This is a genomic window from Pseudomonas sp. S2_C03, assembly GCF_054668405.1.
In genome coordinates, this window is sequence record NZ_CP162766.1 from 1,007,628 (window position 1) to 1,025,626 (window position 17,999).

The 17,999-nt window shown below is 61.4% G+C and carries 13 protein-coding genes; 8 read left to right on the forward strand and 5 right to left on the reverse strand.

From position 1 onward, the window contains the following. Positions 1 to 33: 33 nt before the first annotated feature. Positions 34 to 807 (reverse strand): 2,3-dehydroadipyl-CoA hydratase PaaF, encoded by a 774-nt coding sequence (paaF, locus tag AB4N64_RS04495; protein WP_460122335.1) that lies wholly within the window; start codon positions 805 to 807, stop codon positions 34 to 36. Between the two features lie 360 nt (positions 808 to 1,167). On the opposite strand from paaF, the gene paaY reads away from it, so the two are divergent. From paaY to feaR, 3 genes are all read left to right on the forward strand, one after another. Then, on the forward strand, positions 1,168 to 1,764 hold the full coding sequence (gene paaY / locus AB4N64_RS04500; protein ID WP_460122337.1) for a phenylacetic acid degradation protein PaaY: 597 nt from the start codon (positions 1,168 to 1,170) through the stop codon (positions 1,762 to 1,764). Between the two features lie 156 nt (positions 1,765 to 1,920). Next, positions 1,921 to 2,844 carry a phenylacetic acid degradation operon negative regulatory protein PaaX gene (paaX, locus tag AB4N64_RS04505; RefSeq protein WP_460122339.1) on the forward strand — a complete coding sequence of 308 codons (924 nt, stop codon included), beginning with the start codon at positions 1,921 to 1,923 and terminating at the stop codon, positions 2,842 to 2,844. 86 nt (positions 2,845 to 2,930) lie between these two features. Beyond that, a complete protein-coding gene (gene feaR / locus AB4N64_RS04510) occupies positions 2,931 to 3,845 on the forward strand; it encodes a transcriptional regulator FeaR (protein ID WP_460122341.1) in 915 nt (304 codons plus the stop codon). 131 nt (positions 3,846 to 3,976) lie between these two features. Here feaR and tynA read toward each other — a convergent pair whose 3' ends face one another. Beyond that, positions 3,977 to 6,256 carry a primary-amine oxidase gene (tynA, locus tag AB4N64_RS04515; protein ID WP_460122343.1) on the reverse strand — a complete coding sequence of 760 codons (2,280 nt, stop codon included), beginning with the start codon at positions 6,254 to 6,256 and terminating at the stop codon, positions 3,977 to 3,979. A gap of 225 nt (positions 6,257 to 6,481) precedes the next feature. Between tynA and AB4N64_RS04520 the strand changes: the two genes are divergently transcribed. The 3 genes from AB4N64_RS04520 (at position 6,482) to AB4N64_RS04530 (ending at position 10,520) form a co-directional block, all read left to right on the forward strand. Then, positions 6,482 to 6,982: a sigma-70 family RNA polymerase sigma factor gene (locus AB4N64_RS04520; protein WP_460122345.1), complete on the forward strand. Its 501-nt coding sequence runs from the start codon at positions 6,482 to 6,484 to the stop codon at positions 6,980 to 6,982. 40 nt (positions 6,983 to 7,022) lie between these two features. After that, positions 7,023 to 8,000, forward strand: a complete 978-nt coding sequence (locus AB4N64_RS04525; RefSeq protein ID WP_460122347.1) for a FecR family protein — start codon at positions 7,023 to 7,025, stop codon at positions 7,998 to 8,000. A 96-nt stretch (positions 8,001 to 8,096) separates the two neighbouring features. Further along, positions 8,097 to 10,520, forward strand: a complete 2,424-nt coding sequence (locus AB4N64_RS04530) for a TonB-dependent siderophore receptor (RefSeq protein WP_460122349.1) — start codon at positions 8,097 to 8,099, stop codon at positions 10,518 to 10,520. A gap of 133 nt (positions 10,521 to 10,653) precedes the next feature. Here the strand turns inward: AB4N64_RS04530 and AB4N64_RS04535 are convergent, their stop codons facing one another. Next, the gene (locus tag AB4N64_RS04535; RefSeq protein WP_460122351.1) at positions 10,654 to 11,805 is read right to left on the reverse strand and encodes an MFS transporter; all 1,152 of its coding nucleotides are present in this window, start codon (positions 11,803 to 11,805) and stop codon (positions 10,654 to 10,656) included. Between the two features lie 166 nt (positions 11,806 to 11,971). Here AB4N64_RS04535 and AB4N64_RS04540 point away from each other — a divergent pair, with 166 nt between their 5' ends. After that, positions 11,972 to 12,964: a diaminopimelate epimerase gene (locus AB4N64_RS04540; protein ID WP_460122353.1), complete on the forward strand. Its 993-nt coding sequence runs from the start codon at positions 11,972 to 11,974 to the stop codon at positions 12,962 to 12,964. Between the two features lie 118 nt (positions 12,965 to 13,082). On the opposite strand, the gene codA is transcribed toward AB4N64_RS04540, so the two are convergent. Both codA and AB4N64_RS04550 read right to left on the reverse strand, forming a co-directional pair. Continuing rightward, a complete protein-coding gene (gene codA / locus AB4N64_RS04545; RefSeq protein ID WP_460122355.1) occupies positions 13,083 to 14,321 on the reverse strand; it encodes a cytosine deaminase in 1,239 nt (412 codons plus the stop codon). A gap of 33 nt (positions 14,322 to 14,354) precedes the next feature. Further along, positions 14,355 to 15,200: an alpha/beta fold hydrolase gene (locus AB4N64_RS04550; protein ID WP_460122356.1), complete on the reverse strand. Its 846-nt coding sequence runs from the start codon at positions 15,198 to 15,200 to the stop codon at positions 14,355 to 14,357. 98 nt (positions 15,201 to 15,298) lie between these two features. Between AB4N64_RS04550 and AB4N64_RS04555 the strand changes: the two genes are divergently transcribed. After that, a complete protein-coding gene (locus tag AB4N64_RS04555) occupies positions 15,299 to 17,929 on the forward strand; it encodes an RHS repeat-associated core domain-containing protein (protein ID WP_460122358.1) in 2,631 nt (876 codons plus the stop codon). Positions 17,930 to 17,999 lie beyond the last annotated feature (70 nt).

Genomic DNA, 17,999 nt, shown 5'->3' on the forward strand with positions numbered 1-17,999 from the left:
TCTCTTGGAGGTCGGTCGCTTTTTTGTAAGGGGTTACTGGCCGGTGAAGGTCGGCATGCGTTTTTCCTGGAACGCGGCGATGCCTTCGTCGCGATCGCGGGTGCCGGCCAGCACGGTGAAAGCGTGGCGCTCGAAGCGCAGGCCGCTGGCGAGGTCTGTGTCCATGGCCTTGAGCAGCGCTTCCTTGGCCAGTCGCACCGCCAGCGGCGCTTTGTTGGCGATGCTGGCGGCGATCTGTACGGCGCGATCAACAGTGAATTCCGGCTGTGTCACTTCGCTGACCAGTCCGGCGCGCTGGGCCTGGCGGGCGTCGATCGGCTCGCCGGTGAGGACCATTTGCATGGCCAGGGATTTACCCACGGCGCGCAGCAGACGTTGGGTGCCACCGGCGCCGGGCATGATTCCCAGGTTGATTTCCGGCTGGCCGAAGCGGGCGTCTTCGCCGGCCACGATGATGTCGGCGTGCATTGCCAATTCACAGCCACCGCCCAGGGCGAAGCCATTGACGGCGGCGATCAGTGGTTTGTTGAAACGGGTGATGGTTTGCCAGGACGCTTGGCGCGGGTCATCGAGGATGCCCACCAGGTTGCGTTCCGCCATTTCCTTGATGTCGGCGCCGGCGGCAAAGGCCTTGCGGCTGCCAGTCAGGACCACCGCACGGGTGTCGGGATCGGCCTGGGCCGCGTTCAGTTCATCAGCCAGTTCACCGAGCAGTTCGGTGTTAAGGGCGTTCAACGCTTGTGGGCGTTGCAGGGTGATCAGGCGGACGCCCGGCTCGATGAAGTCGACAGCAAGGGTTAGAGGCATGGCGGATGCCCTCACGGTGCACGCTCGGCTGAACGGCCGGCTCATTATTGGATCGGCAAGGTGTGCCGGTTTGGTCGGAGTATATCGTCAATATGATACGTAAAATCAACATAAGAATTGATTTAATGTGTCCTATTAGTTGTTCGTTGGCTTTTCATGAAGGGCCAAAGGCCGCTTTAGATCAAGCCGTTTAAGCCTAATTTACGGGTGTTTTATGGGTTTTTGCGAGGCCGACCAGCGGTCGTTTGGCGTGATTTCCTAAGCGATACCGCTTTTGTTATTTGTTCTATCAAAAGTGATGTGATACAAAATGTTCATATATCGGCATCGCTTTGTGAATGCCTCGAAAGGGAATCGCCCATGACCTGCTACAGCCTCGATGGCTTGACCCCGGTGGTTGATCCGACCGCCTATGTCCACCCCTCGGCCGTCCTGATCGGTGACGTGATCGTCGGTCCCCACTGTTATGTCGGGCCGCTGGCCAGCCTGCGTGGAGACTTCGGGCGGATCGTCCTGGAGGAGGGCGCCAATGTGCAGGACACCTGCGTGATGCATGGCTTTCCGGACAGCGACACAGTGGTCGAGCGCAACGGCCACATCGGCCATGGCGCTGTGCTGCACGGCTGCCGGATTGGCGCCGACGCGCTGGTGGGCATGAATGCGGTGGTGATGGACAACGCGCGCATCGGTGCACGTTCGTTCGTTTCGGCGGCGGCGTTCGTCAAGGCCGGGTTCGAAGGCCCGGAGCAGTCGTTGATCATGGGCGCACCGGCGAGCGTCAAGCGCGCGCTCAGCGATCAGGAAGTGGCGTGGAAACAGGCGGGCACTCGCGAATATCAGCAGTTGGCGAAGCGCTGCCTGGAGCAGATGCAGGTGTGCGAACCGCTGGCTGAGCCGGAAGTGGATCGGCCGCGGATCGCCGATCGGGGGTTGCGGCCCAAAGGCAGCGCCAAATGACACTGTAGGAGCGGGCTTGCCCGCGATTGCGGTGGGTCAGTGCCAGAGAGGTTGGCTGGCAGTCCCTCATCGCGAGCAAGCTCGCTCCTACAGGGTCGGTGAGATCAACAGGCAAACTTTCGGTATATTCCATTTCTTTTTTCGCTCGGTACGCCCATGTCGTCCCTGACACCCCTGAACCAACTGATTACCCGCTTCCAGGAACAGACGCCGATCCGCGCCAGTTCCCTGATCATCACGCTATACGGGGATGCCATCGAACCCCATGGCGGTACGGTGTGGCTGGGCAGCCTGATTCAATTGCTCGAACCGATCGGCATCAATGAACGCCTGATCCGCACCTCGATCTTCCGCCTGACCAAGGAAGGTTGGCTGACCGCCGAAAAGGTCGGTCGACGCAGCTACTACAGCCTGACCGGCACTGGTCGGCGGCGTTTCGACAAGGCGTTCAAGCGGGTCTACAGCTCCAGCGTCCCGGCCTGGGACGGTTCCTGGTGCCTGGTGATGCTGACCCAGTTGACCCAGGACAAGCGCAAACAGGTGCGTGAAGAACTGGAGTGGCAAGGTTTTGGTGCGATCTCGCCGGCGGTGCTGGCTTGCCCGCGCAGTGATCGTTCAGACCTCAATGCGACGTTGCTCGACCTTGGCGCACAGGAAGACACCATCGTTTTCGAAACCACGGCGCAGGATGTACTGGCCTCCAAGGCCCTGCGTCTGCAGGTGCGCGAGAGTTGGAACATCGAGGAGCTGGCGGCCCATTACAGCGAGTTCATCCAGTTGTTCCGACCGCTCTGGCAAGCGCTTCGCGAGCAGGAAAACCTGCAACCGTCGGACTGCTTCCTGGCACGTGTCCTGCTTATTCACGAGTACCGCAAATTGCTGTTGCGTGACCCACAACTGCCGGATGAGTTGTTGCCCGGCGATTGGGAAGGACGGGCCGCCCGGCAGTTGTGTCGCAATATCTATCGGCTGATCTACGCCAAGGCCGAAGAATGGTTGAACAGTGCGCTGGAAACCGCCGATGGGCCGTTGCCGGATGTCGGCGAGAGCTTCTACAGACGTTTTGGCGGGCTCAAGTAAACCCGTGTGCTGTCAGGAAGAAACACTGTTCAGGAGAACCCGTGGATTGGCGTAGATAATAAAAACAAGCCTGCGTGAGGCCCGACATGATTTCTTCAATTGCACAGCGCCGTGATGGTTTCGATCAGTGGATTCATCAGATCAACCAGATTTGTGGCGCTTTTAATGCGCAACCGCTGGGCGATGCCTTCGCCGGGCAGATCCGCGAACACCGGGATGGCGCGCTGAAGCTCAGCTTTGTCGACGCCCGCCAGGCGCGGCTGTATCGCACGCCTCAGGAAGTCGCGGCGGGCGAGGGTGGCAAGTACTTCGCCGTGTTCCAGCTCGACGGCAGCGCCGGCATGGCCCAGGGCAACGACAAGGTGCTGTTGACGGCAGGCGACATCACCCTGATCGACGCCTCGCGCCCCAGTGACTTCACCTACAGCGAAAACTCGCGGCAGTTGTCGTTGATCCTGCCATCGCAACTGGTGGAGCAGACCCTGCGTTTCAACCAGGTCAGGTGCGGTCACCGGATTGCCGCGAGCTCGCCAATTGCCATGCTCTCGCATCGGTTGATTCTGGATGCCACGCATCAGCGAAGCCTCAGCCAGACCGAAAGCGAAGCGACGCTGGAAGCGATTGTCAGCCTGCTGCGCCCGGCGATCAGCCAGGCTGAAGAGAGCGCGGACCCTCACGAGCGCGCCTTTCGCAAGACCCTGAGTTTCATCGATCAGCACATCCGCTCCGAGGAGCTGTGCCCGGAATGGTTGGCCCGGGAAGTCGGCATGTCCACCCGTGGCCTGTACCGGATGTTCGCCAAAAAGGGCCTGGTGGTGGCCCGCTACATCAAGAACCGCCGCCTGGACCTGTGCGCTGAATCCCTGCGCCAATCGGGCAAGGAACAGAAGCTGTCAGTGCTGGGGTATTCCTGGGGGTTCTCGGATTCGAGCTACTTCTCCACCGCGTTCAAGACCCGCTTCGGCGTTGCGCCGGGTGAATACCGCAAGCGGCATGCCTGATCCCTTGCCCGAACGCCTGTAGGAGCGAGCATGCTCGCGATGGTCGTCAACGATGACACTGGCTGTCTGACGCCCCGCGGTGTCTGGACTACCATCGCGAGCATGCTCGCTCCTACAGGGGGGTTGGTGTGTCAGTCCGGGGCGTTTAGGTTCAGCGTCGGGGTTTCGTCGAAGAAGTTCCACGGCTTGAGCAATACATGCACCCACTCGGTCGGCATGATCGGCCATTCCTCGGCACGGGCGACGTGGGTGGTGCCGGTGGTCAGCCAGACCACGTCGTCGCTGTTCTCGATGGACTGGTTGTCATGGGTGAACTGGCCCAGGCCCGAGTCCTTGTCCGAGCGATTCGGGTATTTGCCTTCCGGGTATTTTTCCTCGGGGTTGTAGCGCGTCACCCACAGTTGCTTGTCCATGAAGCTCAGGCGGTGGTAGAGCCATTCATCCTTGCCGAAGTTGGCACCCTTGGCCACCGGGTGCGTGCCGCCAGCGTACGGTATCAACTGGTAGGACACCGGGTTGCCGACCTTGTTTTCCTTGGCCGGGTTGCTCAGCAGGCGAATGGTCGAGGGGTCGAACTTCTGCGCCGCCTGTTGCTCGGTGCCGACCACGCGTGTTTCGGTCTGCATGGTACTGGTGCGCGGCCCGTCACGATCGTTGGGCGCAATCACCGGGTTCACTTCCACCAGCGAGTTGTTCTCGCCATCGACGTCCATGTCGAGGCGGAAATTGTAGATGTGCTGGTGGGTGGTGCCGACGATGTTGTGGTCCAGCAGGGTGCCGTAGCGTGTGTCTTCCTCGGCGGTGGCTTCGTGCATGGTTTTGGACTTCACACCCTTGACCGCCTCGATACCCGTGGCCCCGGCGTCTATGCCGATGGTGCCGTTCTGCTGGAAGACCCAGTCGAAGATGTAGTCGTAGTTGCCCACGGTGCTGATCCAGCGCACCACCAACTCGCGTCGCTCGGTGCTGAGGTTGGGCTGGCCCATTTCCTGGTGTTTATATTCCGGTCCGGCGTAGCGTTCGAACACGGCCATGGCACGCGGGATCGAGGTCGGCGCGCCGGTGTAGTCGGCGATGGTCGCATCCAGCAGCACGGCGTTTTGCGGCGCGTCCTTGCCCCGGGCAATCGGTGAGGTGAGCGTGCCCATGCCGTATTCGCCCGAGTCCAGGTAGGCCTTGAAGTACCAGCCGCCATCCGGATCGCCGTAAGGCACGATCATGCCGCCCAGCGAGCCTTCGTACATGATCTTGCGTTTCTTGCCCTTGTCGTCATAGGTGACAGTGGACAGGATCGGCCCGACCCGGGAGTCGAGGCGTACGTGGAAGTCCCAGTTCTGCCAGTGAATGCTGTTGCCGGTGATGGTGTAGTTTTTCCCTTCCGGCTCGGTGATCTCCAGCGGTTTGACCGCCACGCCCTTGCGGCCGCGCCCATCATACGGCGTGGGTTTCATTGGTACCGGAATCACGCCGTGGTCTTCGATCTTGATCAGCTTCTTCTGCTCCAGGTCGACCACCGCCACCAGGCCCTCGATCGGGTGCGCCCAGTAGTTGCCGTCCCCGGTATTGAGGTAGCTGACGATTTTCAGCAGGCGCTTGTCTTGCGTCAGCCCGTCCTTGCCGTCGAAGTAGCCTACGGTCAGGGGAGTGGCTACCACCTGCTTCACATCGTTGATGCCACGCTTGGCCAATGCCTGGGCATAATCGGGACTGGCCTCGATGGCCGCTTGCACGGTGGCGAAGTCGTCGAGCAGGACCATGCCATGGGCGCCTTCGATCGGCGTCCATGACCTGAGGGTCTTGCTGTCGAGGTCGACCAGGGCTTCGATCACGTGTTTGCCGTCCAGCACCACAATGTTGGCCTGACGTGGCTGCGTGACTTTCTGCCCGCTCAGGGCGAAATTCCAAACCTGTTCCTTTGGCGGCTCCTTGACCGACACTTCCGTGAAACGGAACCCCGGCTGGTAATGGGCCGATTGCTTGACGATGTTGACCGCGCTGTTGATCTCGTCCGCGCTCAACGGGTTGAGCGGGTTCGGCCGGGTTTCGACGACAAAGGTATTGTCCAGGCCGGACTGGAACACCTGGTTGATGAAGTCCTTGGACATGTAGGCGGTCTTGCCCTTGAACACCACCGGGACCGTCAGCTCCATGCGCTTGCCGTTGAGCATCGCCACCTTGCTGTCTGGTTTGACCTTGAGGTACACGCCATCTTTGGCAATCACGAACAGGTCGGCGTAATCGTCCCACTTGACCGAGGCGCCGAATGCTTCGAGGCCTGCTTGCAGCGGCACCATTTCGGCATGGCCGCCGTGGGCGAGGGCGTTGTCGGCCCAGGCGGGCAAGCCCAGGGCAATGGCCAGCGCGAGGCGGGCGAGGGGTTGTTTTTTAAGTGCGGCGATGGAGGTGAACATGACTGTATTCCCGGGCAAAAACCGATGACTGGCATTACCGCACTTTGCTACAGGCTGTAGCGGGCTCTTGTTGTATGCCTGCCAGAATCCTTTGCCTGCGTGCCTAAATCAACTGTTCCCGCTGATCTGCCGCGCAAACGGGTTGTGTGGCGCCTGCCGGGTGGCCATTGATTCCAGTTAATAGGACGCATTACTATTCACGCCCCGTCTTCACAGCACATCGCAATGATCCCCAAGCTGCCCCGCAGACACGGCTTTTTCGAGCATTACGAAGAGTTGGTTGGCACCTGGACCCGTCGCCTGAGAAATCGTCAGCAGGCCGAGGATCTGGCCCACGACACCTTTGTGCGCGTGCTCGAGTCCGATTCGGGTGCGGTGCAGCAGCCCCGGGCCTATCTGCACCAGACCGCGCGCAACATCGCGGTAGATGGTTATCGGCGTGAGGATCGGCGGGGCGCCAGGGAGTCCGAGGCAATCGATGAAAGTGTGTCGTCGTCAGGCGACCCGGAGCATTTCATGCATGCGGTCCAGTTGGCTGATTCCATCGAGCGTGCCCTTGCCGAGCTGCCGATCAATTGCCGCAAGGTGTTCGTCTGGCAGAAGATCGAAGGCCTGACCCAGGCGGAAATCGCCGAACGCCTGGGACTGTCCAGGAACATGGTGGAAAAGTATATGATCCGCACCCTGCGGCATCTGCGCGACCGCCTCGACGGACTGCAATCATGAGCGGCAACGCATTTTCATCCCCAGCCACACAGGAACTTCCATGATGGATAACTGCGCGTGCGGGCAAACAACGGTTCGCGATGAGGCGGCGCGGTGGTTTGTGCGTCTTCGGGAACCGGCCGTGAGCATCGAGGAACATCTGGAGTTCGAGCGATGGCTGCATGAACACCCGCAGCACCGGGACGAATTTCAATTGCTCCAGGGTCTGTGGTCGGCGGCAGACTTGCTGCCGCCTGCGCGCCTGCACGCCTTGTGCGAAGCACCGCCGCAACGCAGCAAGCGTCGTCCAATCTTGCGGTATGCGGTGGCGGCCAGTGTGCTGGCAGTGGCGCTCGGGCTGGGCCTTTTTAGTGGTCTGAATCAATCCGCAACGTACTCCGCCGAGTTTGCCACGGCGCTGGGCGAGCGCCGCCAGGTGGCATTGCCGGACGGTTCGGTGATCGACCTCAACAGCCGCAGCCGTCTTCAGGTGCGGTTTGAGAAAGGCCGGCGCGGTATCGAGCTGACCGAAGGCGAGGCCATGTTCAACGTCGCCCATGACAGTGATCGTCCGTTCGTGGTCGAGTCGGGCGCAGGCAAGGTCACAGTCACCGGCACGCGCTTCGATGTGCGGCGCGGTCCCCGTGATACGCGGGTCGTCGTCGAGCAGGGTACGGTCAGGGTCCAGGGGCGTGAAGCGCCAGGCGATGCTTTCGTCTCGCTTTCCGCCGGCCTGGGGACGCGGGTGGATGCCCATGGAAACGTCGCCCCGGCCTATGCCGTCAACCCGGCGGAGCTGACCGCCTGGCGCAGCGGCAAACTGGTGTTCAACAACGCCAGCCTCCGCGAAGTCGTCGAGGAGGTGTCGCGTTATCGAGAGACGCCGCTGACCATCAGCGACGACAAAGTCGGGCAGTTGCGCCTGACCAGCGTGTTCAAGTCCGACAATACCGAAGCCTTGCTCAAGGCCCTGCCGAACATCCTGCCGGTGGCCGTGCGTACGCGCCCTGATGGCAGCCAGGAAATAATTTCAAAATAGATTCAGGTTTTTTTCGAGTACATCGTCTTCTTGTCCAACTGCAACTGGTTTGCATTAACAGACGCACTCTCTTGCGCTCACAGGACACTGTTCGACGTGAAAAACTCCACTGCCAAAAACAACAAATCCCCTTGGCTGCCGCTGGCGCTCGCGCTGGCGGTCAACCTTGCGTTGCCCCAGGCGTCTGCCGCCGATGCCATCCACATTCCGGCGCAACCCCTGGGCCAGGCCTTGAGCGAGCTGGGTCAGCAGACCTCGCTGCAAGTGTTCTTCAGCCCGGAACTGGTGGCCGGCAAACAGGCCCCGGCGGTGGACGGCAATCTTTCGCCGGAACAGGCCCTGCGCCAGTTGTTGCAAGGCAGTGGCCTTGAATACCAGATCGACGAAGGTTCGGTGACCCTGACACCGGCGCCGACTTCCGCCGCCAATGGTCCGCTGGAACTGGGCGTGACGGACATCAAGGTGGTCGGTGACTGGCTCGGCGATGCCGACGCCGCCGTGGTGCAGAATCACCCCGGCGCCCGTACGGTGATTCGCCGTGAAGCCATGGTCGAGCAGGGCGCGATGAACGTCGGCGATGTGCTCAAGCGCGTACCCGGCGTGCAGGTGCAGGAAGCCAACGGTACGGGCGGGAGTGATATTTCCCTGAACGTCGGTGTGCGCGGCCTGACGTCGCGGCTGTCGCCACGCTCCACCGTATTGATCGACGGTGTGCCGGCGGCGTTCGCCCCGTACGGCCAGCCGCAGTTGTCCATGGCGCCGATTTCCTCCGGCAACCTCGACAGCATCGACGTGGTACGCGGTGCCGGTTCGGTACGCTACGGACCGCAGAACGTCGGTGGTGTGATCAACTTCGTGACCCGCGCCATTCCGGAAAAAGCCTCGGCTGAGATCGGCACCACCCTGGAAACCTCCCGGCACGGCGGCTGGAAGCACATCGACACAGCGTTCGTCGGTGGCACCGCTGACAACGGCATCGGTGTGGCGCTGCTGTACTCGGGCGTCAACGGCAACGGTTACCGTGAACGCAACAATGGCAACGACATCGACGACGTATTGCTCAAGACCCACTGGGCGCCGACTGACGTCGACGATTTCAGCCTCAACCTGCATTACTACGATGCCAGTGCAGACATGCCCGGCGGCTTGACCCAGGCGCAGTACGATGCCAATCCGTTCCAGTCCGATCGCAACAACGACAATTTCAGCGGGCGCCGCAAGGACATTTCGTTCAAGTGGATTCGCCAGATCGACGATCGCACCCAGGCCGAAGTGCTGACGTACTACACCGACAGCTTCCGCGGCAGCAACATCGCCGCCCTCGATCAGAAGACCATTGGCTCGTTCCCGCGGACGTATTACACCTTCGGCATCGAGCCGCGGGTGTCCCATGTGTTCGACGTCGGCCCGACCACCCAGGAGGTGAGCGTTGGTTATCGCTACCTCAAGGAAGCGATGCATGAGCAGGCCACTCGACTGGCACTGGTCAACAACACTCCGGTGGCGACCCCGACGTCGGACGGTCATGTCTATCAGGACCGTACTGGCGGCACCGAGGCCAACTCGGTGTATGTCGATAACAAGATCGACGTTGGCAACTGGACCATCACGCCGGGCATTCGTTTTGAACACATCAGCACCGACTGGCACGATCGTCCGGTGCTTGATGCGGCGGGCAAACGCGTGCCGGAAAAGAATCGCAGCATCGAAAGCAACGAGCCGCTGCCGGCGTTGAGCGTGATGTATCACCTCTCCGACGCGTGGAAGCTGTTCGCCAACTACGAGACGTCGTTCGGCAGCCTGCAATATTTTCAGCTCGGCCAGGGCGGTTCGGGTGACAGCACGGCCAATGGCCTGGAGCCGGAAAAGGCCAAGACCTACGAGGTGGGCACGCGTTACAACGATGACGTGTGGGGCGGTGAAGTGACGTTGTTCTACATCGACTTCGACAAGGAACTGCAATACATCAGCAACGATGCCGGTTGGACCAACCTGGGCGCGACCACGCACCAAGGCATCGAGGCCTCGGTGCATTACGACATGGCGGCCCTCGATCCGCGCCTCGATGGCCTGACGGCCAACGCCGGTTTCACCTACACCCGCGCTGTGTATGAAGGCGAGATTCCTGCCTTCAAGGGCCGCGACCTGCCGTTCTACTCGCGCCAGGTGGCCACCGCCGGCCTGCGTTACGACATCGATCGCTGGACCTACAACGTCGATGCCTTCGCCCAGTCCAAGCAGCGCTCACCGGGTGTTTCGGTGAACGGCAACGGCAGCTTCACCAACAACTACATCACCGAAGGGACCGCCGATGGCCGGTACGGGGACATTCCGGGCTACGTCACCTGGAACGTGCGCGGCGGTTATGACTTTGGTCCGCAACTGTCGAACCTGAAACTGGGCGCCGGCGTGAAGAACGTGTTCGACAAGCAGTACTTCACCCGTTCCAGCGACAACAATGCGGGGATGTACGTGGGTACGCCGCGAACGTTCTTCGTGCAGGCCAGCGTGGGGTTCTGACTGATCGCGTTGACCCTGTCGCGACGGTTCGACGCCTCGACACGCACGCTCCCACAAAGGCACCAGCGCCCCTGTAGGAGCGGGCTTGCTCCGGGCGGCGTTCCGACGATGGACATCCAGACACCACGGGACATCAGACCTTCAACACCCGCCCCCCAACGGCCACCGCTACCAGCAACACGGCCATCAACCCAAAGGCAAAACTCAGGCTGCTGCCGTGGGCGATGAAACCGATCACGGCCGGCCCGGCCAGAATGCCCGCATAACCGAGGGTGGTAATGGCCGGTACGGCGATGCTTTCGGGCATGACGGTCTGCTTGCCTACGGCTGTGTACAACACCGGCACGATGTTCGAGCATCCGGCGCCGAGCATGGCGTAGCCCACCAGCGCCAACTCCCAGTCGGGGGCAAAGGTCGCCAGCAGCAACCCGGCGGCCGCCAGCAGCCCGCCGCACACGATCACCCGCGTCGCGCCGAGGCGGCGCACGATGGCGTCGCCGGTCAGGCGGCCGACGGTCATGGTCAAGGCAAACGCGGCATAACCGAGGCCGGCGTAGGCGGTGTCGATACCGCGCTCCTGCACCAGGAATACCGCGCTCCAATCCAGGGCCGCGCCTTCGGCGAGGAACACGATGCAACACATGCCGCCGATAAACAGCACAATGCCCTTGGGCACCGCAAACGCCGGTCCCGAGCTTTCGCTGCCGTAGGGCAACATGTGCGGCGCGGCCTTGACCAGCGCAGCGATCAGTACCACCACGACCACCAGCATGGCGGCCAACGGCGACAGGCCAAAACCGAGCAAACCGCTGACACCCGCCGCGCCGACGATCCCGCCGAGGCTGAACATCCCGTGGAAGCCCGACATCATGGTTTTGCCGCTGGCCCGTTCAACGACCACGGCTTGCAGGTTCACCGTAGAGTCCACCGTGCCCAGGCCCGCGCCGAACATGAACAGCGCCGCGATCAGTGCCGGCATCGCCGACACCGTTGCCAGCAGGGGCAGGGCGGTGCATATCAGCAGCGTGCCGCCGATCATCACGCGCCGACAACCCAAGCGCGCCGACAACGCGCCAGCGACCGGCATCGCCAAAATCGAGCCGACACCCAGGCACAACAACAGCAAACCGAGCGTACCTTCATCCAGTGCGGCCCGGGCCTTGGCATAGGGCACCAGCGGCGCCCAGGCGGCGATGCCGAAACCGGCAATAAAAAAAGCCACGCGCGTGGCCATCTGTTGCAGACGTCCAGGCACGAAGGTGGTCTGGGTGTTGAGGCTGGTCATATCGATCCCTGGTAAAAATATATCCTCGTCGGCAAGGGACAATAGCCGAGCAGTGAGGTTCGACCCGCGTCCTTGTGATGCGCCTCAGAGGCAGGTCGACATCCTTGCACAGCCAGGTGACATTTCGCGATATGTTGTCGGTTTTGATCGGTGGACAGGAGGCGAGATGACGCCGTTTTACGATGCGCGCGGCAATATTTATGCGGTGGTGGCACCGGACGCAGTGCGCGCTGCCGGTATTGATGTGCCGGTGCTGGCCAGCCAGGCGGCGCAGACCCGTGCGGCCTGGGCTCCACTGGCCATCGAGGCGTTCTGTGCCTGGGCACCGGGCACGCAACCGGCAGGCGGCAAGGCGCACCGCAGTGACGGGCTGCTGGTCGGCCCGTTTCAAGCGGCGCCGCCGTTCGACCTGTTGATCGTCAACACCGACGGCACCCTGGCCGAGCGTAGCGGCAATGGCCTGACGATTTTCTCCCAGGCCCTCACCGACCAGGGACTGCTGCCACAGGACGAAGCCTGTTTGCTGCGGGTTCATCATGACAAGGCCGATACGCCGTCGCCCGGGGAGACCTCGGTGAAGGCGGCGCAGGTCGAGGGCGTGTCGGGGTTCTGGCTGGACCTGGGCAAACCCGGCTTCGGCCCGGCGGCGGTCAGTGCACAGGACACCGGCGAGGTGATGTTCAATGCTCGTGATGTCAGCCATGTGCAACCGCTGGCGGCGTTGAACCCCGCCTGGCAACGCAGCCAGTTCGTCCGCGTCGGCAACCCCCACTGCGTGACGCTGGTGGAGCAGGCGAGCGCCTTGCCGGCCAATGAGCAGATGCGCCAGGCGGACCTGAACGGAGGCCTGATGCAAATCGCCTTCGCCATGCCGACGGGGGCAGGGCGGCCGTGCCCGGCGGGCATCAACCTGCAATGGGCGATGCGCGAGGCAGAGGGCCGAATTGCCGCCCGGGTGTTTGAGCGCGGCGAAGGGCCGACGGCGTCGTCCGGCACCAGCGCCACGGCGGTTGCCTGCGCGGCATGGCGGGTGGGCTGGGTGGCGGCCGGGGAGGTGAAGGTGGTGATGCCCGGTGGCACGGCGCCGATTTTGCTGGAGGAGGTGGATGGCGAGTTGGGGCGGGTGAGTCTGTTTGGGACGGCGCGGTTGACGGAGTGACTGTTGTGGCGCCATCGCGAGCAAGCTCGCTCCTACAGTGGTGTTGTGTACACCGCAAATCCCCTGTGGGAGCGGGCTTGCCCGCGATGAGGCCAGTACAGTCACCCTAAATCCCGGATCACCCCAAAAACTCCGCTACCGCCATCTCCCGCTTCATCAACACCTTCCCCCCACGCACCGAATACAACGGCAACCCTTGGCTGCGGATCACCTCGTAATCGCTGTCTGCCGACAGGATCAACAGGTTCGCCGGCCGCCCAGGCTCCAGCCCATAACGCTCGCCCAGGTTCATCGCCCGGGCGCTGTTATCGGTGACCAGGTCCAGGGCACTCTGCAAATTGCGGTAACCGAGCATGTGGCAGATATGCAGGCCGGCCTCGAGCACACGCAGGATGTTGCCGTTGCCCAGCGGGTACCAGGGATCGACGATCGAGTCCTGGCCGAAGCACACGTTCATCCCCGCTTCGAGCAACTCGTTCACCCGCGTCACGCCGCGACGTTTCGGGAAGGTATCGAACCGTCCTTGCAGGTGGATGCTTTCGGTGGGGCAGGAGACAAAGCTGATGCCTGAGTGCCCGAGCAGGCGGAACAGCTTGGCGCAATAGGCATTGTCGTAGGAGCCCATGGCCGTGGTATGGCTGGCCGTGACCCGGGACCCCATGTCGCGGCTGCGCGCTTCTTCGGCCAGCACTTCGAGAAAGCGTGAATGCGGGTCGTCGGTTTCATCGCAATGCACGTCCACCAGGCAACCGGTGCGTTCGGCCAGGTCCATCAGGAACTTCACCGAACTCACACCCTGGTCGCGGGTGTACTCGAAATGCGGGATCCCGCCGACCACATCGGCGCCCAGGCGAATCGCTTCTTCCATCAGCTCGCGGCCATTGCGGTACGACTCGATGCCTTCCTGGGGAAAGGCGACGATCTGCATGTCGACCAGGTGCCGGCTTTCCTCGCGCACCTCGAGCAGGGCTTTCAGCGCAGTGAGCTGCGGATCGGTGACATCCACGTGGGTGCGTACATGTTGTATGCCGTGGGCGGCCAGCGCCTGGAGGGTTTTCTTGGCGCGAGCCTTGGTGTCTTGCGCGGTGATCGTCACCTTGCGCTCACCCCAGCACTCGATGCCTTCGAACAGCGTGCCGCTCATGTTCCAGCGCGGCTCGCCGGCTGTCAGTGTGGCGTCGAGGTGAATGTGGGGCTCGACGAAAGGCGGCACCACCAGGTTGCCCCCGGCGTCCAGATCTTCAGGGCCCAGGGTGTGCGCTTCGGTCTGACGGGAAATGTGACTGATCAGACCGTTTTCCAGGTGCAGTTCATGCAGGCCTTCCTGGTTACGCAGACGGGCGTTGACGATATGCATCGGGCGTGTCCTTTTTCATCGGGCGGGTTTGTTCTACGGTAGCGCGGTAGAGCCATTGCCGGCCAGCGGCAGGAAGCGCAGCAGGGCGGCAACGATGGCTTCCGGGGCATCCTCCTGGACCAGGTGCCCGGCGTTGGGCACCGGATGAAACTGCGAGCCGGCAATCAACTGCTGCAAGGCGCGCCCACGCTCGAGGGGGATCCATTGGTCATCTTCGCCCCAGAGAATCTGCACCGGGCAGCGGATGGTCGGGTACAGGGGCTCGACTTCGCGGGTGTACCGCTCGTCCATCTGTGCGATCTGCCGGTAGAAACCCGCCTGGCCCGACTCGCCCAACCAGGGTTGAACGTAGGGGGCGAGCTCGGCGTCGCTGATGGCACGCTTGATCGCACCGCGAATGTACGCGGGCACAATGGCGCGCTGAATGTAGTCCGGCAGGCCAGTGAACGCGGCCTCATGCTGGCGCACATGCCGCACGAACGGTGAACCCCAGGGCGTCAGGGCCACCGGGTCGATCAGCGTCAGGCTGCGGTAGTCCTTGCCGTTGAGCAAATGCGTGCGCAGTACCGTGGCGCCACCGAAATCGTGGGCCACCACGTCCGGGCTATCCAGGCCCCAGTGATCCAGCAACTGCGCCAACAGGTGGTTCTGCACGCCCAGCGACACATCGCCGCCAATCTTCTCGGACTGCCCGTACCCCAGCAGGTCGAAGTAATACACCCGGTGCGAGCAGATGAAATGCGGCACGATGCGGTGCCACACGAACGACGAGAACGGCGTGCCATGCACGAACACCAGCGGCGGGCCGTCACCCCGCACCGCATAGCGAACGTTATGCCCGTTGAAACGATAGGTTTGAGCCAGCGGCCAGTCACTCATGATCGCATCCTTATGGCGGGGTGAAAGCCGAAGAGCATAAGCACACCTGTCATTTGTGTCAGTAGACGCTGTTCGGCACAGAGTGGTATTGAGACTCGATGAACACAGTCGAGTTGCATCAGCACACACCCAGCCTGTCGGTCATCGATCCGCGGGAGCTGGGTGTGCGCGGCGTGGCGTACTGGCGGGAGGAAGTCGGACAGGCTGCGGCGACGCGGGCGACGCGGCAGGTGTTCGATGGGGCAGGACGGCTGGCGGAGCAATGGGATGCGCGGTTGACTGTGCCGGCGTTGGGGCAGTGCGCCAGTTTGTCTGGCAAGGTCTTGGCCAGTGACAGCGTCGATGCCGGCTGGCGGGTATCGCTGTATGGCGAAGCGGATCAGGTGCTGGCAGGCTGGGACGGTCGCGGTAGCCAGGGCGATATTGAATACGACACCTTGATGCGTGCGGCGGTGGTGACCGAGCAAGGGCGGGTGGTGGAGCGTTTCGAGTATGGCGGCGTCGATGCCAGCGCGGCCAATCAATGCGGGCGTGTGGTGCGTCACGATGACCCGGCCGGTACGCGACACATGAGTGAATACGATCTGCTGGGGCGGTCGCAGTGCGAGGTCAGCCATTTTTTACAAACGCTTGATTCACCCGACTGGCCACTGGACGTTGCTGCTCGTGATGCTTTGCTGGAGGGCGAGCCGGGGTTTGCCAGTCGCTGGGCGTATTCACCGTTGGGGGATTTGTTGAGCCTGACCGATGCCCACGGCCACTCTCGCCATTTCCTCTACTCGGTAGGCGGGCAACTTAGCCAGGGCTGGCTGCAACCGGCTGACACGCCAGCGCCCGGCCAATGCCTGGTGCAGGACATCCGCTATAACCCGGCGGGAAAGGTTGAAAGTGAGACCGCCGGAAATGGTGTAGTCACCGTCGCCGAGTACGCCCTCAGTGACGGTCGGCTGGAGCGTCTGTCTGCCGGGTTGCCCAACGCCGAGCCGTTGCAGGACCTGCGTTACTCCGTAGACCCGGTGGGCAACATCGTACAGATCGATGATCACGCCTTGCCGATTCGGTACTTCAAAAATCAACGCATCGACCCGCAGCGCGTTTATACCTACGACACGTTAAGCCAGCTCATCAGCGCCACCGGTTGGGAAGCTGCCAGTCCCGGTGCGATTCTCAATTATCGTGAAGCGTATGACTACGACGCGGGCGGCAACATGACCGAATTGCGGCATGTGGGTGCACAGGATTTTACTCGGCGTTGGCTAGTGGCCCCGGACAGCAACCGCAGCCTGATTGATGACGACCAGCCAGTGGATTTCCCCAGCCATTTCGACGCCAACGGCAACCTGCAATACCTGCAGCGGGGTCAGGCCATGAGCTGGGACTTGCGCAACCAATTGGCCAGCGTGTCGCCGGTGGTCCGTGAAAACGACGCGGACGACACCGAGCGCTACATCTACGGTGGGGGCGGCAAGCGGTTGCGCAAGGTGCGTACCGCGCTGACCAACGCGACCGCCGTGTTTGCCGAAGTTCGTTACCTGCCCGGGCTGGAACTGCATCGGCGTCCGACTGGTGAACAATACCAAGTGCTCGACCTCGACGCAGGACGTAATAGGGTCACGTGGATTCACGGGGCCGATGCACCGGCCCATCCCCTGCGTTATCACCTGACCGATCACCTGGGGTCTGGCACTGTGGAAGTGGACGGACTGGGCAACGTGCAAAGCCGGGAAGCTTATTACCCGTTCGGTGGCACGGCGTGGGAAGACCACAGCGATCAGGCGGGCGCTTACAAGACCATTCGATATTCAGGCAAGGAGCGTGATGCGACAGGGTTGTATTACTACGGGTTTCGCTACTACGCGCCTTGGTTGAGTCGCTGGATCAACCCGGACCCGGCAGGGACAGTGGATGGGCTGAATCTATATCGTTTTGTACGCAACTCACCCATGGTCAGGATAGATAGGGAAGGATTGGATAGTGACGATGAGGATTGGGATTTGCCGGATGAATTACTTTATCTGCCTGGCCCGGAAAATGCGCAATCAGGTGATACGCGAGAATCTGAATTAAGCACACCTGATCCCACACCGCAGCCGTCTGACCCACCTCCGGCAAATATGGCGTCCGGCAACTCGCGAGAATCTGAATTAAACACACCTGATTCCACACCGCAGCCGTCTGACGTTCCTCCGGAGCCAGGGACATCGAATGCTTCACGTCGATCGGCATCGATCTTGAAGTGTGAGACATGTCAAAGAGTATTCAAGCGGCGTGAAAACCTGACGGCTCATGTACGCACGCATACCGGAGAGAAACCTTTTAAATGCGGTTCGTGTGACAAGCGTTATGCGTTTAGACAAAGTCTTGATGTTCATTTGAAAACTCATACCGGTGAGAAGCCATATAAGTGCGAGATATGTGGCTGGGCGTTTTCAGTTCGTGGAAACCTCAATGCTCACAAATCGGTGCATTCAGATGAGAGACCGTACAAGTGTGGCATGTGTGAACTTTCGTTCAAATTGAATTCCCGATTACGTCAACATTTGAAGACTCACTCCGGAGAAAAACCGTATAAATGCCCAAAATGCCCAAAAATATTTTTAAGAAAGCCCGAACGAGATAGGCATGCCTACACTCATGGAGTACCCATCTGGTGCACCATGGGCAATTGTCATAAATCATTTAGTACTGAAGTTAACCTGGAGGTACACGTCAAAAAATTTCACTCTTGACTGGTATAGTGATTTTTTGCGTTTCAGACGTAACGCGAGAGCATTACACCTGCTCGTAAGATGGTTTCTG